The 15,323-nt window shown below is 57.6% G+C and carries 13 protein-coding genes and 3 tRNA genes; 1 reads left to right on the top strand and 15 read right to left on the bottom strand.

What is annotated here, in order from left to right; genetic code table 11:
• Nucleotides 1–232: 232 nt before the first annotated feature.
• The 3 genes from ampE to IB252_RS20870 form a co-directional block, all read right to left on the bottom strand.
• Nucleotides 233–1,069, bottom strand: a complete 837-nt coding sequence (ampE, locus tag IB252_RS20880) for a regulatory signaling modulator protein AmpE (protein ID WP_192410121.1) — start codon at nucleotides 1,067–1,069, stop codon at nucleotides 233–235.
• Nucleotides 1,066–1,626, bottom strand: a complete 561-nt coding sequence (gene ampD, locus IB252_RS20875; RefSeq protein WP_008149001.1) for a 1,6-anhydro-N-acetylmuramyl-L-alanine amidase AmpD — start codon at nucleotides 1,624–1,626, stop codon at nucleotides 1,066–1,068. The genes ampE and ampD overlap by 4 nt, the downstream gene beginning before the upstream one ends.
• A gap of 64 nt (nucleotides 1,627–1,690) precedes the next feature.
• On the bottom strand, nucleotides 1,691–3,901 hold the full coding sequence (locus IB252_RS20870; RefSeq protein WP_192410120.1) for a DUF1631 domain-containing protein: 2,211 nt from the start codon (nucleotides 3,899–3,901) through the stop codon (nucleotides 1,691–1,693).
• A 283-nt stretch (nucleotides 3,902–4,184) separates the two neighbouring features.
• On the opposite strand from IB252_RS20870, the gene nadC reads away from it, so the two are divergent.
• A complete protein-coding gene (gene nadC / locus IB252_RS20865) occupies nucleotides 4,185–5,033 on the top strand; it encodes a carboxylating nicotinate-nucleotide diphosphorylase (RefSeq protein ID WP_192410119.1) in 849 nt (282 codons plus the stop codon).
• 114 nt (nucleotides 5,034–5,147) lie between these two features.
• Here nadC and IB252_RS20860 read toward each other — a convergent pair whose 3' ends face one another.
• The 12 genes from IB252_RS20860 to secG all read right to left on the bottom strand — a co-directional run bounded on the left by IB252_RS20860 (nucleotide 5,148) and on the right by secG (nucleotide 15,321).
• The gene (locus tag IB252_RS20860) at nucleotides 5,148–5,453 is read right to left on the bottom strand and encodes a DUF6388 family protein (RefSeq protein WP_111450461.1); all 306 of its coding nucleotides are present in this window, start codon (nucleotides 5,451–5,453) and stop codon (nucleotides 5,148–5,150) included.
• Nucleotides 5,454–5,590: 137 nt separating this feature from the next.
• Nucleotides 5,591–5,663, bottom strand: a tRNA-Thr gene (locus tag IB252_RS20855).
• A gap of 139 nt (nucleotides 5,664–5,802) precedes the next feature.
• A complete protein-coding gene (gene pnp / locus IB252_RS20850; protein WP_111450462.1) occupies nucleotides 5,803–7,908 on the bottom strand; it encodes a polyribonucleotide nucleotidyltransferase in 2,106 nt (701 codons plus the stop codon).
• Between the two features lie 197 nt (nucleotides 7,909–8,105).
• Nucleotides 8,106–8,375, bottom strand: coding sequence for a 30S ribosomal protein S15 (rpsO, locus tag IB252_RS20845; protein ID WP_003176135.1), 270 nt, complete (start codon nucleotides 8,373–8,375; stop codon nucleotides 8,106–8,108).
• A gap of 117 nt (nucleotides 8,376–8,492) precedes the next feature.
• Nucleotides 8,493–9,410 carry a tRNA pseudouridine(55) synthase TruB gene (gene truB / locus IB252_RS20840; protein ID WP_074873678.1) on the bottom strand — a complete coding sequence of 306 codons (918 nt, stop codon included), beginning with the start codon at nucleotides 9,408–9,410 and terminating at the stop codon, nucleotides 8,493–8,495.
• A gap of 3 nt (nucleotides 9,411–9,413) precedes the next feature.
• Nucleotides 9,414–9,815 carry a 30S ribosome-binding factor RbfA gene (gene rbfA / locus IB252_RS20835; RefSeq protein ID WP_008149016.1) on the bottom strand — a complete coding sequence of 134 codons (402 nt, stop codon included), beginning with the start codon at nucleotides 9,813–9,815 and terminating at the stop codon, nucleotides 9,414–9,416.
• A gap of 159 nt (nucleotides 9,816–9,974) precedes the next feature.
• Nucleotides 9,975–12,503 carry a translation initiation factor IF-2 gene (gene infB / locus IB252_RS20830; protein WP_008149017.1) on the bottom strand — a complete coding sequence of 843 codons (2,529 nt, stop codon included), beginning with the start codon at nucleotides 12,501–12,503 and terminating at the stop codon, nucleotides 9,975–9,977.
• Nucleotides 12,504–12,530: 27 nt separating this feature from the next.
• Nucleotides 12,531–14,012 carry a transcription termination factor NusA gene (gene nusA / locus IB252_RS20825; RefSeq protein ID WP_008024459.1) on the bottom strand — a complete coding sequence of 494 codons (1,482 nt, stop codon included), beginning with the start codon at nucleotides 14,010–14,012 and terminating at the stop codon, nucleotides 12,531–12,533.
• 47 nt (nucleotides 14,013–14,059) lie between these two features.
• Nucleotides 14,060–14,518, bottom strand: coding sequence for a ribosome maturation factor RimP (gene rimP, locus IB252_RS20820; protein WP_010463487.1), 459 nt, complete (start codon nucleotides 14,516–14,518; stop codon nucleotides 14,060–14,062).
• A 138-nt stretch (nucleotides 14,519–14,656) separates the two neighbouring features.
• A tRNA-Met gene (locus IB252_RS20815) sits at nucleotides 14,657–14,733 on the bottom strand.
• Nucleotides 14,734–14,829: 96 nt separating this feature from the next.
• Nucleotides 14,830–14,915 (bottom strand) — tRNA-Leu (locus IB252_RS20810).
• A 22-nt stretch (nucleotides 14,916–14,937) separates the two neighbouring features.
• A complete protein-coding gene (gene secG, locus IB252_RS20805; RefSeq protein WP_017336473.1) occupies nucleotides 14,938–15,321 on the bottom strand; it encodes a preprotein translocase subunit SecG in 384 nt (127 codons plus the stop codon).
• Between the last annotated feature and the right edge of the window lie 2 nt (nucleotides 15,322–15,323).

The raw sequence follows: 15,323 nt of genomic DNA, 5'->3' as shown, positions 1-15,323 counted from the left end.
GCTCTGTATAGCTTAAATCGGCGGGAGGTTTTGTAACTTAAGGTTAACGGCGAGACGCCCACTTGGGACGATTGATATCCCTGTGGCGAGGGGATTTATCCCCGTTCGGCTGCGCAGCAGTCGTAAAACCAGTCCTCGCGGTGATGCAGGCAAACCGCGTGCGCCGAATATGCGACTGCTTCGCAGCCGAACGGGGATAAATCCCCTCGCCACAATGGAGTCCACTTCAGAGCTAAGGAAGGACGGTCCACAGCGCAAAACCGGCGTACCAGAGCACTGCCGCGCGCAGCAGCAGTTCCCAGATCCGGTCGAGGCTGTTGATGCCATCAGGCCCGACCACCGGCGCCGGGATTTCACCCGCAACCAGCCCGACCTTCTCGATCAATTGGGCGGCGCTGATGTTCCAGTTCAGCAACTCGTGCAGCATCACCCGGCCGACCGCGACAAAGTTGCCGACCAACGCAAAACTCGCCGCCAGCAGACGCACCGGCACCCAGTCGAATGCATGACGCAGTTTGGCGGCGCGCTCGACCACGGCCGGGTTCTGCCCGTGTTCTTCGGCCAGGGCCAACAGTCGATAGCTCAGGGCTGCGACCGGCCCCAGCAAGAAGTACCAGAAAATCACCGCAAAAAAGCTCTGATAAGCCTCCCACAGCAGATGCCCTTCGACCCGTTCCAGCAATTGTTCGCCGCTATCGGCGCAAATACCCAGGTCGCGGTTCGCCACATGAGCGGCCGCTTGCAGGTCTTCCCGGCGCCAGGCATCGCGAAACGGCCCGAGACCGGCCAGCAGATCACCGCGGCCCAGACTGTAAATCACCACCAGCAGATGCACCGGCAACGCCAGCAGACCATAAGCCACCGGGTCCAGTACCAGTAGCAGCAAACCCAGCAGTGCCACCGGCAACAACACCAGGATCACCAGGATCAGCCACGGACTTTTCGCCAGACGCGGACTGACCTCAAGCTTGTTCAGCTCGCGAACCCATCCACCATCGCGCTGAATTCGATGACGCAGGGCCGAGAACTTCTCGATCCAGACCGCCAACAGCAACACCAGAAAACTCATTGTTGTTCCTCTTTTGCCAGGGCGGCGCGATAGCGTGCCCAGTCGAACGCAGGCCCAGGATCGGTTTTACGCCCGGGTGCAATGTCGCTATGCCCGCAAATGCGCTGTGCGGTAATGGCCGTGAACGCGCTTTGCAGCTGTCGGGTCAGGGTCGTCAACGCTTGATACTGAGCATCGGTGAACGGCAGATCATCCGTGCCTTCAAGTTCAATGCCCACGGAAAAATCGTTACAGGTTTCCCGCCCTTCGAAACTCGAGACGCCGGCATGCCAGGCACGCTCAAGACAAGAGACAAACTGAGTGACGGTGCCGTCACGTTCGATCAGAAAGTGCGCAGACACGCGCAGGTCGGCGATCCCTTCAAAATAGGGGTGCTCCGTGACATCCAGACGATTCTGGAAAAACTCCTGCACCTTGCCGGTGGCGAATTGCGCAGGCGGCAAACTGATGTTGTGGATCACCAGCAGGGAAATTTCGTCCGAGGGGCGCGCATTGAAGTTGGGCGAGGGGCAAATATCTACGCCCTGACACCAACCGCTCGCGGGGTCCAACTGCATACAGGTTCCTTCAACGACGACTGTGTTGACGCCCAGTATGCCGCGATAGACCCTCGGGACGCGATCACTTGCCGTGATTGAGGCGCCGCAGGTTGCCGATCACTGACTCCAGCGCCCGGTCGAACAGCAAAGTGTCGTCCAGCGCGCGCACCGCGCCACGACGGAATTCCAGCGCCAGACCGGTGCGGCTGCGCTCCAGCACTTTCATCCCGGTGCGGTTGACGAAAATGTACTTGCCGGTGGCTTCAATGATCGCCGCCAGCTTGCAGCGAAGGGTGTTTTCTTCGTCTTCCTGAAACTCGACCCAGCACCCCAAGCGCAGTTGATCGACCTGAAGCAGGCCGGCATCGTCTTCCGGCAAGCGCACTGACGCCGTATCAACCGGACCTTCGTCGGCGGTTCGCAGGACGACTTCCTGCCGCACTTCGACCATTACCGGCGTATCGACAGGCCGTTCAAGTTTTTGCCCTGGACGTTCGAACAGCTGAACGTGCAAGGCTTCGAGCTCACTGAAAAATTCGCTGGTGGCGAACGGATCGAAGGCCGAACTGCTCAGCCCGTCGCGCAACGACTTGAGCAATCCAGGTACCAGCGCCAGCAAGCGCAGGCTCGCATCGGTCTCATCATGACGTTGCACACTCCAGATCAATTGCTCCATGGACTGCACATCGGCGTGCCACTCGGCCGACTGATCGCCGTGCTTGAGACAGGTCAGCAGCAGCACCTGGCTCCACGCTTCCTGGACAAACATCACCACCCGCTGCGGCAATACTTTGCCCAACAAGGCCTGGTTCAGCACCTGCTCGACGCACTGACGGGCCAGCTCAGTCCTGGCGCGGCCTTCTTCGGCGTCACGGGTACGTTGCTCCAGCAGCTCACTGCGACGGCGCTCATCGCTGGTGAAGGCGAGAAAATCCGCAAGCAATTCGGAAAAGACCGCCGGGTCATCGACAAAATCGTTCAGCAACCGTTGCACCACTTGCTCGATGCGCAGATACAAGCTGTCGCGTTCATGGTCATCGCACTCGCCCCAGCCCATGGCGGCGGTGGCGATTTCATTGAGCAGGCGTCGGGCCGGGTGACTGCTGCGGCTAAAGAAGCTCTTGTCGATCACCGCCACCTTCAGCATCGGGATCTGCAAACGGCCGATCAACGCCTTGAGCGAATCCGGCAGGTTACGGTCATCGAGGATACATTCGAAGAGCATGGCGATCAGGTTGATCACGTCTTCGTCAGCCACCCCGACCACGCGTGACTTGCCACTTTTGACGCTGACCCGGGTCAGCAGTTGTTCGAGCTGGTTTCGCAGATCGAAGTCGTCCTGGGCTTCCGGCGCCGGCACATATTGCTGCAAGTGCGAGAGCAGGCGCATGAGATCACGGGTGGAAATCGGCTGTGTCTGGGCACTGGCTTCAAGGGTCGGCGCGACACTGCCTCGCACGTGAAGCAGCAACTCCTGCAACGCCGCGAAGACTTCCTGCACGCTGTCGTCGGTCGGCGGGCCACTGGCGCGAGTGTTGGCCTGTGCGGGTTCAGCTCCGACGCTGGCCGCTACACGATCCGTGGCCCGACGCGCAGGCGCGGGCTTAAGGTCAGGCAGAACACCGGTGGCGCTCAGCAACTGATTGGCTTCGGTGTAGAGCTGATTGGCATCCCTGAGCACATAGCGCTCGAACAGTTTGAGGATGATCAGCTTGACCTTGATCTCCACCCCCAGGTTGCGCCCGGCCTGCATAAAGTACTCGCAGAGCATCGCCGGCCCCATGGGATTGTGCTGATCGAGCAGTTCCCTGCCCAACAGTGCGCTGAGTCGGGCGGTCAGTTGGTCCAGGGCGAAGCCGTCGCGGTTCAGCACTTTGCTGACCATCGCCTCCACTGCCACGCTGCGCTCCACGTCGTCATCGGGCAGCACCACCGAAGCGTCGAAGGCCAACGTCTGGGGCAAGGCAGATTGAGCGATGTCGTACTGGGTAAGGCTGACAAAAGCCGCGAAGAATTGCTCGAGAAAGCCGCGTTCGATGTTTTTGCGCTTGAGGCGCAAGTCGCGCATGGCTTCGAAGAAGAGGTTCTGTTCGACGTCATTGCGGGCCCGGTCGGCCATTTCGAACAGCGTGTCGTCGGCGTTATCGAACAGTTCCTGCAAACCATGCCTGAGCTGTTGAGCGGCCTTGTCGCGAACCTGAAGCAGAATCACAGGCAGGCGGGCGAGCGGCGAGAGAGTCGCCTGGTCGGTAGCGACCTTGTGCAAAGGCACTACATTCCCGTCGTTGTGCATTCAGGCCTCCTGAAAAGGTGAATCTTCGAAGTCGTCAATCCAAATCCACGTCAAAGTCATGACGTCAAAAGCAAGGCGGATTATCTTGCAAAAGATGTCCCCTCTACCAGCAGACTCTGCGTTTCCCATTGAAATAGACGCTTATGACAAACGCTGACTGAGTGCCCATTGCTCAGGCGAATCGACCAAATGCAGGTTACAGAGCGATGGGAACGCCTCTGATGCCTTGGGTTGCCCAGCGCCATGGCCCTATAATCGGGCCACTTTGTTTGTGGAGTCCGTTATGCCGAATCTACGTCTCGCCGATTTGACCGCCGAAATCGAAGCCAACGTGCGCCGTGCGTTGCTCGAAGACATCGGCAGCGGCGACATCACCGCACAGCTGATCCCGGCCGAACGCCTGGCCAAAGCTACGATCATTACCCGCGACGCTGCCGTCATCTGTGGCACAGCCTGGGTTGATGCAGTGTTTCGGCAGCTGGACCCACGTGTTGCGGTGCACTGGGAGGTGCGCGATGGCGAGCGGGTGAAACCCAATCAGGTGCTGTTCCACCTCGAAGGCCCGGCGCGCTCGCTACTGACGGGCGAACGCAGTGCACTGAACTTCCTGCAGTTGCTGTCTGGCGTGGCCACGCGCGCGCAGTACCTGGCGGATTACGTTGCCGAGACTCAGGTGAAGTTGCTCGACACCCGTAAAACCTTGCCGGGGCTGCGCCTGGCGCAGAAGTACGCCGTGACCTGTGGCGGGTGCCATAACCACCGCATCGGCCTGTACGACGCCTTCCTGATCAAGGAAAACCATATTGCCGCCTGCGGTGGCATCCCGGAGGCCATTACAGCCGCGCACAAGATTGCCCCGGGCAAACCGGTGGAGATCGAAGTGGAAAGCCTGGACGAGCTGAAGGAAGCCCTGGCAGCCGGTGCCGACATCATCATGCTCGATGAATTGAGTCTGGATGACATGCGCGAAGCCGTGCGTCTGAATGCAGGCCAGGCGAAACTGGAGGCCAGCGGCGGTATCAACGAAAGCACGCTGCTACCGATCGCCGAGACCGGGGTGGATTACATCTCGATTGGTGCGATGACCAAGGATGTGAAAGCTGTCGACCTGTCGATGCGCCTGAGCCTTTGATTGAGAAAACGCCCGTTTCATAGGTGGAAGCGGGCTTGCTCGCGAAGAGGGCGTGTCAGTCGACGCAATTGTCGCCTGACTCACCGCTTTCGCGAGCAAGCCCGCTCCCACAGGTCAGACCACCAGATTATTCATCTCGCAGTACTCTTCCCACTCGACGCCCAACACCTCGGCAGCCTCCTTGTGCAGAACAAGGCGCGCAGCCTCGAACTCTTCAGGCGTTGAGGTGTACTTGAGCGTCAGTTCCCACGGCTGCAAGCCCTGGGACTCTGCCTCATCCTCGAATGCCCACTGGATCTGGTCTTTCTGATCGTCGGCGGGCAGGTCCTTGATTTCTTCGGCTAGCTGGGGCGAATCCAGCAAATACTTCTTCAGCGCTTCTGCGTGTCTGGCTTCTTGGGTCAATTCTTTAACGGTCATGGCGTTCTCTTTGATCTGAGGAATGGAAGATGGATCTGGATCATCAAGGATCTCTCTGACGCAAAAAAACCGTTTGAAGCCCGGTTTGTCTGGCCTTCAGAACCATTCGGGATCATCTGAAAACAACGTGTCGCTCGTGCCCGAGACAGGAATCGAACCTGCGACCTTCGCGTTACGAGTGCGCTGCTCTACCAACTGAGCTACACGGGCAGTGGGCTAAACCTAGCACTGACTTTGGGGTCAGGCAACTTCATGGCTCGCATCATTTTTTCGCAGGCAAAAAAATGCCCCGCAGCTTTCACTGCGGGGCATTTTTTACAACGTTGAAGCGGTCAGGCGTGGGGAGTGATTAAACGCCCGAAGCCTTGGCTGCTGCTACGTCTTTGATGGACAGCTTGATACGGCCGCGGTTGTCCACGTCCAGTACCAGTACTTCCACTTCCTGGCCTTCTTTCAGGATGTCGGTCACTTTCTCTACGCGAGCGTCGCTCAGCATCGAGATGTGAACCAGACCGTCCTTGCCCGGCAGGATGTTGACGAATGCGCCGAAGTCGACGATGCGCTCAACCTTACCGACGTAGATCTTGCCGATTTCAGCTTCTGCGGTGATCCCCAGAACGCGCTGACGTGCAGCTTCAGCAGCTTCTTTGGTTTCGCCGAAGATCTTGATCGAGCCGTCGTCTTCGATGTCGATCGAAGCCTTGGTCTCTTCACAGATCGCACGAATGGTCGCGCCGCCTTTACCGATGACATCACGGATTTTGTCGGTGTCGATTTTCATCGCGATCATGGTCGGAGCGTTTTCCGACAGCTCGGTACGCGACTGGCCAATGATCTGGTTCATCTGACCGAGGATGTTCAGGCGCGCTTCCAGGGCTTGGCCCAGAGCGATTTCCATGATTTCTTCGGTGATGCCTTTGATCTTGATGTCCATCTGCAGCGCGGTCACACCTTTGGCGGTACCCGCTACTTTGAAGTCCATGTCGCCCAAGTGGTCTTCGTCACCCAGGATGTCGGTCAGGACGGCGAATTTCTCGCCTTCTTTAACCAGACCCATGGCGATACCGGCAACCGGTGCCTTCATCGGAACGCCGGCATCCATCAGAGCCAGGGAAGCGCCGCAGACCGAAGCCATGGAGCTCGAACCGTTGGACTCGGTGATTTCCGACACAACACGGATGGTGTACGGGAACACGTCAGCAGCAGGCAGCATGGCCTGAACCGAACGACGAGCCAGACGGCCGTGACCGATTTCACGACGACCAGCGCCACCCATGCGACCACACTCACCTACCGAGAACGGAGGGAAGTTGTAGTGCAGCATGAACGGGTCTTTTTTCTCGCCTTCCAGGGTGTCCAGCAGCTGTGCGTCACGGGCGGTGCCCAGTGTTGCAACAACCAGAGCCTGGGTTTCGCCACGGGTGAACAGAGCCGAACCGTGGGTCTTCGGCAGAACGCCAACTTCGATGTTCAGCGGACGTACGGTCTTGGTGTCGCGGCCGTCGATACGTGGCTTGCCGTTAACGATGTTTTCGCGAACGGTGCGGTATTCGATTTCGCCGAAAGCAGCTTTGACTTCAGCGGAAGTCGGTTGACCTTCTTCGCCGGACAGCTTGGCAACCACCTGGTCTTTCAGTTCGCCCAGACGAGCGTAACGGTCGGCCTTGATGGTGATGGTGTAAGCCTGGGAGATCGCGTCGCCGAACTCGGCACGGATAGCGCCCAGCAGAGCAGTGGCTTCAGGCGCAGGAGCCCAGGTCCAGGTCGGCTTGGCAGCTTCAGCGGCCAGTTCTTTAACGGCGTTGATCACCACCTGGAACTCGTCGTGAGCAAACAGTACCGCGCCCAGCATCTGGTCTTCGGTCAGCTCTTTGGCTTCCGATTCAACCATCAACACAGCTTCCGAAGTACCGGCAACGACCATGTCCAGGCTCGACGCTTTCAGTTGTTCGTAAGTCGGGTTCAGCAGGTAGCCGGTGCTTTCGTGGAACGCAACGCGGGCAGCGCCGATCGGACCATCGAAAGGAATGCCGGAAATGGCCAGCGCAGCCGAGGTACCGATCATCGCAGCGATGTCCGGATCGGTCTTCTTGCTGGTGGAAACGACGGTGCAGACAACCTGCACTTCGTTCATGAAGCCTTCTGGGAACAGCGGACGGATCGGACGGTCGATCAGTCGGGAAGTCAGGGTTTCTTTCTCGGAAGGGCGGCCTTCACGCTTGAAGAAACCGCCAGGGATCTTACCGGCAGCGTAAGTTTTTTCCTGGTAGTGAACAGACAGAGGGAAGAAGCCCTTGCCTGGATCGGCTTGCTTGGCGCCGACCACAGTCACCAATACGCTGACGTCGTCGTCAACGGTGACCAATACTGCGCCGGAGGCCTGACGGGCGATACGGCCAGTCTCGAGGGTAACGGTCGACTGACCGAACTGGAATTTTTTGATTACCGGGTTCACGGTGTCCTACCTTCTTTTGTGGCTCTTGGGGAACTTGTCTTCTTGCGAAATTCTTGGGCAACGCCGGGAATCGGCCCGACTGTCATTGTCCAGGTAAAGCAGGTATCCAGATAAAACTTGAGGCTGGGAGCCTGCCATGCGCCAGCGGGAAACCCACTGACGTACGACAGACAACCAACCTCTAGCGCAATCGCTTATTAGCGACGCAGACCCAGGCGACCGATCAGAGCCTGGTAACGACCCAGATCCTTGCCTTTCAGGTAGTCCAGCAGCTTACGACGCTGGTTTACCATGCGGATCAGACCACGACGGGAGTGGTGATCTTTACCGTTGGCCTTGAAGTGACCTTGCAGCTTGTTGATGTTGTGGGTCAGCAGTGCAACTTGCACTTCTGGCGAACCAGTGTCACCAACAGCTTGCTGGTAGTCAGCTACGATTTGAGCTTTTTCTTGAACGTCGAGAGCCATGAGGCAATCCTTTTATCAGGAAACTGTTTCAAAAAAACAGTTTCAACAGGCCAGGGACAAATCCCTGTATCTAAAAATGAGTAGTGACCGTGCCTGTTAACAGCCACCCTCGTCCGGTCATTCTGACCGAATCAGTCGACGTGGCGCGATGCGCCCGTCTTCGCTCACTTCACCGATACCGATGAAGCGACCATTGTGATCCTGTACCCGTACCATGCCGAATTTCGGTGCATCCGGGGCTCGTACCGGTTGGCCGTTAAGCCAGTAGAACGAGCTGTGCTCCGAGAACTGCAACAGAGGCCAATCCAGCAGGCCGCTGTCCGAGGGCATCAAAAAGCGGTCGACCGCTTCGTTGCCGCCTTCGGCATGTACCGCTTCCAACTCTTCCAGCGTGACTGTCTGTGCCAGCGTGAAAGGCCCGGCCTGGGTACGTCGCAGTTCAGCAACGTATGCGCCACAACCGAGTTGCTCACCGATATCCTCCACCAGGGTGCGGATATAGGTACCTTTGGTGCAATCCACTGCAAGCCGCGCAGTATCACCTTCAAAGGCCAGTAATTCCAAGCGCGTAATAGTAACAGAACGCGGTTCGCGCTCCACTACTTCACCTGCCCGCGCCAGCTTGTACAACGGCTGGCCATCACGTTTGAGTGCCGAGTACATGGGCGGTATCTGACTGATTTGCCCACGAAATTTTGGCAGTACCGCTTCGACATCGGCGCGACCAACGGTCACCGGGCGCTCCAGCAAAACTTCACCCTCGGCATCGGCCGTGGTGGTGGTCTTGCCCAGTTGCGCCAGGGTTTCGTAACCCTTGTCGGAATCGAGCAGGTATTGCGAAAACTTGGTGGCTTCACCGAAGCACAACGGCAACACGCCGGTGGCCAGCGGATCGAGACTGCCGGTGTGCCCGGCTTTCTCGGCATTCAGTAGCCAGCGAACCTTCTGCAACGCCGCATTGGAGGTGAACCCCAATGGCTTGTCGAGCAGGATGATGCCGCTGACGTTACGACGGATACGTTTGACCTGAGCCACCGATTACTCCTTGGTGTCTTCGGCTTCTGCCGCAACCGGATGCTGATTGTCTTCAGCTACCGCACGTTCGATCAATGCCGACAGATGAGCACCACGCACGACGCTTTCGTCGTAGTGGAAGTGCAACTGTGGAACGCTGCGCAACTTCATTTCGCGAGCCAACTGCATGCGCAGGAACCCGGCAGCGGAGTTGAGCACCTTGATGCTTTGCGCGATGTCTTCAGCGTTGTCTTGCCCCATCACGGTGATGAAGATCTTGGCGTGACCGACGTCACGGCTGACTTCAACAGCGGTAATGGTGACCAGGCCGACGCGCGGGTCTTTGACTTCACGACGGATCAGCTGTGCCAGCTCACGCTGCATCTGATCGCCGATACGTTGGGTACGGCTGTATTCTTTTGCCATGTCTTGTTACCTGTTACTGCCACACGGTGAAACCCATGGGGTCTGAAAGCGGCAAACGCCCGGCCTGACAAAAGCCAGACCGGGCGTTGCGTTTAGAGTCCTGACGCTGCGCTGCGCATCTGCATGCGGCGGCTCATCGTGGCCCTTGAAGTGCGCGAGTTAGAGGCTGCGAGCAACCTGAACCTTCTCGAAGACTTCGATCTTGTCACCGACTTTGACGTCGTTGTAGCTCTTCACGCCGATACCGCATTCCATGCCGGCACGTACTTCGGAAGCGTCATCCTTGAAGCGGCGCAGGGATTCCAGCTCGCCTTCGAAGATAACGATGTCTTCACGCAGTACACGGATTGGACGGTTACGGTGAACAACACCTTCGATAACCATGCAACCGGCGATCGCGCCAAACTTCGGCGAACGGAACACGTCACGCACTTCAGCGGTACCCAGGATGTTCTCGCGAACATCGCTGCCCAGCATACCGGTGAGGGCTTTCTTGACGTCTTCGATGATGTCGTAGATCACGTTGTAGTAACGCATATCCAGACCTTCCTGCTCGACGATCTTGCGAGCGCCAGCATCGGCACGCACGTTGAAGCCGAACAGTACAGCGTTGGAGGCCAGTGCCAGGTTGGCGTCGGACTCGGTGATACCACCGACACCGCCACCGACAACACGCACTTGCACTTCGTCGTTACCCAGGCCGTTCAAGGCACCGTTCAACGCTTCCAGCGAACCACGGACGTCGGATTTGAGGACGATGTTGAGCGTCTTCTTCTCTTCCTGACCCATGTTCTCGAAGATGTTTTCAAGCTTGCCGGCGTGAGCACGGGCCAGTTTGACTTCGCGGAACTTGCCTTGACGGAACAGAGCCACTTCACGGGCTTTCTTCTCGTCAGCAACTACGCTCATCTCGTCGCCAGCGTCCGGGGTACCGTCCAGGCCGAGAATCTCGACAGGGATGGAAGGACCGGCTTCCTTGATTGGCTTGCCGTTCTCGTCGAGCATGGCGCGAACGCGGCCATAGTTCGAACCGACCAGCACCATGTCGCCTTGGCGCAGGGTGCCGTCTTGAACCAGAACGGTAGCAACCGGGCCACGACCTTTGTCGAGACGCGATTCAACCACGACGCCACGACCAGGAGCCGAAGGAGTCGCTTTCAGTTCCAGAACTTCAGCTTGCAGCAGAACAGCTTCAAGCAACTCGTCCACGCCAGTACCGACTTTCGCCGAAACCGATACGAACGGGGTGTCACCGCCCCACTCTTCCGAAGTCACGCCGTGAACCGACAGTTCGCTACGGATGCGATCGAGATCAGCGCCCGGCTTGTCGATTTTGTTCACTGCAACTACCAGAGGAACACCGGCAGCTTTGGCGTGCTGGACAGCTTCAATGGTCTGCGGCATCACGCCGTCGTCCGCTGCAACTACCAGGATCACGATGTCAGTCGCCTTGGCACCACGAGCACGCATTGCGGTAAACGCAGCGTGACCCGGGGTATCGAGGAACGTGACCATGCCGCGATCAGTTTCAACGTGGTACGCACCGATGTGCTGGGTGATACCGCCGGCTTCGCCAGCAGCTACCTTGGCACGACGGATATAGTCGAGCAGCGAGGTCTTACCGTGGTCAACGTGGCCCATTACGGTCACGACTGGAGCACGGGAGAACGCTTCACCTTCAAACTTCAGGGACTCGGCCAGGGAATCTTCCAGGGCGGTGTCGCTGACCAGGGTCACTTTGTGGCCCAGCTCTTCAGCAACCAGTTGGGCAGTTTCCTGATCCAGTACTTGGTTGATGGTCGCTGGAGTACCCAGTTTGAACATGAACTTGATGATTTCAGCAGCCTTGACCGACATCTGCTGGGCGAGATCGCCAACAGTGATGGTCTCGCCGATCTTCACTTCGCGCACTACAGGGCCGGTTGGGCTCTGGAAACCGTGAGCGTTGCGTTTCTTCAGCTTGGCCTTGCCGCGACCACCACGACGGAAGCCATCGCTTTCTTCGTCGGTAGTACGTGGGGCAACGCGTGGAGCAGGCGCTTTCTCTTTGACCGAAGCACGATGCGGAGCGTTTTTGCGCTCACCATCGCCACTGCCACGACGACTGTTATCGTCGGCACGTGGTTTGTCCGGACGGCGCTGTTCGTTCTGCTTGTTGCGAACATCGGCAGACGGCGCTGGTGCAGCAGCCACAACCGGCGCGCTTTCACGTACTGGCTCGGCAACTGCAGCAGGTGCTGCAACGGCGTCGTTAGTAGCGGATTGCGCAGCAGCTGGCTGGCGACGCGCTTCTTCTTCGGCGCGACGCTTGGCTTCTTCTTCAGCCTTCTGACGTGCAGCATTTTCTACTGCGCGACGTTCTTCCAGTTCGCGTTTGCGCTCGGCTTCGATTTCTTCCGGGCTGCGCTGTACGAAAACTTTCTTTTTACGTACTTCAACACTGATGCTTTTGCTGCCAGCAACACGCAGGGTGCTGGTGGTTTTACGCTGCAGTGTGATCTTGCGTGGTTCTTCCACTTTCGCCTTGTGGCTGCTTTTCAAGTGAGTCAGCAAAGATTGCTTCTCACTGTCAGTCACATGTTCTTCGGCGGCGGTGTGCGGCAGACCTGCCTCACGCATCTGCTGCAACAGGCGCTCTACCGGTGTTTTGACCTCATCGGCCAGTTGTTTCACCGTGACTTGCGTCATGCACTTCTCTCCTCAGGCCGCGCCTAATTACTCGAACCAGTGGGCTCGGGCGGCCATGATCAACTTGCCGGCACGATCATCGTCAATGCCGTCGATGTCGAGCAGGTCGTCAATAGACTGCTCGGCCAGGTCTTCGCGGGTAATTACGCCGCGCACCGCCAGTTCCATCGCCAAATCCTTGTCCATACCCTCAAGCGAGAGCAGGTCTTCGGCCGGATGGGCGTCTGCCAGCTTTTCCTCAGTAGCGATGGCTTTGGTCAACAAACGATCCTTGGCGCGAGCGCGAAGCTCGTTGACGGTTTCTTCGTCAAAGCCGTCGATGTTGAGCATTTCTTCCAACGGTACGTAGGCAATCTCTTCCAGGCTGGTAAAGCCTTCATCTACCAGCACCTGTGCCAGGTCTTCGTCGACTTCCAGCTCGTCGATGAAGTTGCGCAGGATGTCGCCGGTTTCTGCTTGCTGCTTAGCCTGGATGTCCGATTCGGTCATCACGTTCAGGGTCCAGCCAGTCAACTGGCTAGCCAGACGCACGTTCTGACCACCCCGACCAATGGCCTGAGCCAGATTGTCTGCGCCAACGGCGATGTCCATTGCATGGGCATCTTCGTCAACGATAATTGCCGCCACTTCAGCCGGCGACATTGCATTGATCACAAACTGAGCCGGGTTGTCGTCCCACAGGACGATGTCCACACGCTCACCGCCCAACTCACCCGACACTGCCTGGACGCGCGAACCGCGCATACCGATGCAAGCGCCTTGCGGGTCGATGCGTTTGTCCTTGGAGCGGACCGCGATCTTGGCGCGCGAACCCGGATCACGGGAAGCAGCCATTACTTCGATCAGGCCTTCAGCGATTTCCGGCACTTCGATGCGGAACAACTCGATCAGCATTTCTGGCGCAGTACGCGACAGGATCAGCTGCGGGCCGCGGTTCTCGGTGCGGATTTCCTTGAGCAGCGCACGCAGACGCACGCCAACCCGGAAGGTTTCGCGAGAAATGATGTCTTCACGAGCCAGCAACGCTTCGGCGTTGTTGCCCAGGTCGACGATCACGTTGTCGCGGGTCACTTTCTTCACGGTGCCGGAGATGATTTCTCCCAGGCGCTCGCGATAGGCATCAACCACTTGAGCGCGCTCGGCTTCGCGAACTTTCTGCACGATGACTTGCTTGGCAGTCTGTGCAGCGATGCGGCCGAACTCGATGGATTCGATCTTTTCTTCGACTACATCACCAACCTGAGCACCAGGATGCGTTTCTGCAACCTTGCTCGGCCAGGTTTCGATGGCCGGATCGTCCAGGTCTGCCTCTTCGACAACAGTCCAGCGACGGAAAGTCTCGTAAGCACCGGTGTGGCGATTGATTTCCACACGCAGATCGACTTCGTCCTCAAAACGTTTTTTGGTAGCAGTGGCCAGAGCCAGCTCCAGCGCTTCAAAAATTACGTTTGCCGGTACGCCCTTTTCATTGGATACCGACTCAACAACCAGCAGTACTTCTTTGCTCATCGTACGCCTCGCCTTTCGCAAGCCATTGGATCCGCGGGATCCGCGTCTCAGTCAAAACTGGGAATAATGTTGGCCTTGTCGATCATATCGATCGGCAACAGGAACTCATGGTCTTCTACCTGCACCACGACGTCCTGCTCTTCTACACCGCGCAGAAGGCCCTGAAAGTTGCGCCGGCCTTCAAAAGGCGAGCGCAGCTTGATCTTCACTTGTTCACCGGCAAATTTTGCAAACTGCTCAATAGTGAACAGCGGGCGTTCCATGCCAGGCGAGGAAACTTCAAGGGTGTATTCAACGGCGATTGGATCTTCAACATCCAGAACACCACTGATCTGACGGCTGACAATGGCACAATCGTCCACCAGCACGCCGCCCTCTTTATCGATATAAACGCGCAACATTGAGTGGCGACCTTGAGCCGAAAACTCAATACCCCAGCATTCATAGCCTAGGGCCACGACCACCGGGGCCAGCAAGGCCTGCAACTCTTCTAGCTTGCTCGACACCTGAACCCCCTCGTGCATGTATGTGCATGCTGTGCAAAATAAAAAAATGGGCGAAACGCCCATCCTTGAAACGCCGTCGAACAGCGGCGTTGAAAGTGTCCAGCTAACAAAAAGCCCCTTAAAAGGGGCTCCTTAAACTGGTTGCGGGGGCCGGATTTGAACCGACGACCTTCGGGTTATGAGCCCGACGAGCTACCAGACTGCTCCACCCCGCGACAAAGCTGGGGCGGAAGTATACGACCGATCCCTGACAGGGTCAATGTAACCTTCCACCTACAAGAAAGCCCGCAACAGCGGGCTCTCCTGATAATTGGTACCGAGAAGGGGACTCGAACCCCTACACCCTATGGGCACAACCACCTCAAGGTTGCGTGTCTACCAATTCCACCACCTCGGCAATACTACGTTTGAAACCCTTCTTACTTTTGCTCTTGAGCTGGAGGCACGTCAGTCGCTGGAGTAGCCGACTTTTGCTCTTGAAGCACCGGTACATCATCAGAAGCCGGCTGTTGCTTTGGAACTTCCAACACTGCCGGGTTTGGCAAACCTACTTGAGTCAGCTGATGAGCCTTCTCTTTAGCAAAGTAACCTAACCCCAAGCTGGTTATGAAGAAACCGGCGGCAAGTATAGCAGTAAACTTACTAAGAAAGGTAGAGGAACCTTGGCTTCCGAACACAGTATTTGAAGCACCTGCTCCGAAAGACGCGCCAGCATCCGCACCTTTACCCTGCTGCAGCAATACCAGAGCAACTACGCCCAATGCACCCAGCAGATGAAAAACGACTACGACTGTTTCCAGCATTT

Source organism: Pseudomonas sp. PDM10 (assembly GCF_014852295.1).
Taxonomy (GTDB): Bacteria; Pseudomonadota; Gammaproteobacteria; order Pseudomonadales; family Pseudomonadaceae; genus Aquipseudomonas.
The sequence above is the reverse complement of the archived record's forward strand: the minus strand, read 5'-3'. Positions and strand labels throughout refer to the sequence as shown.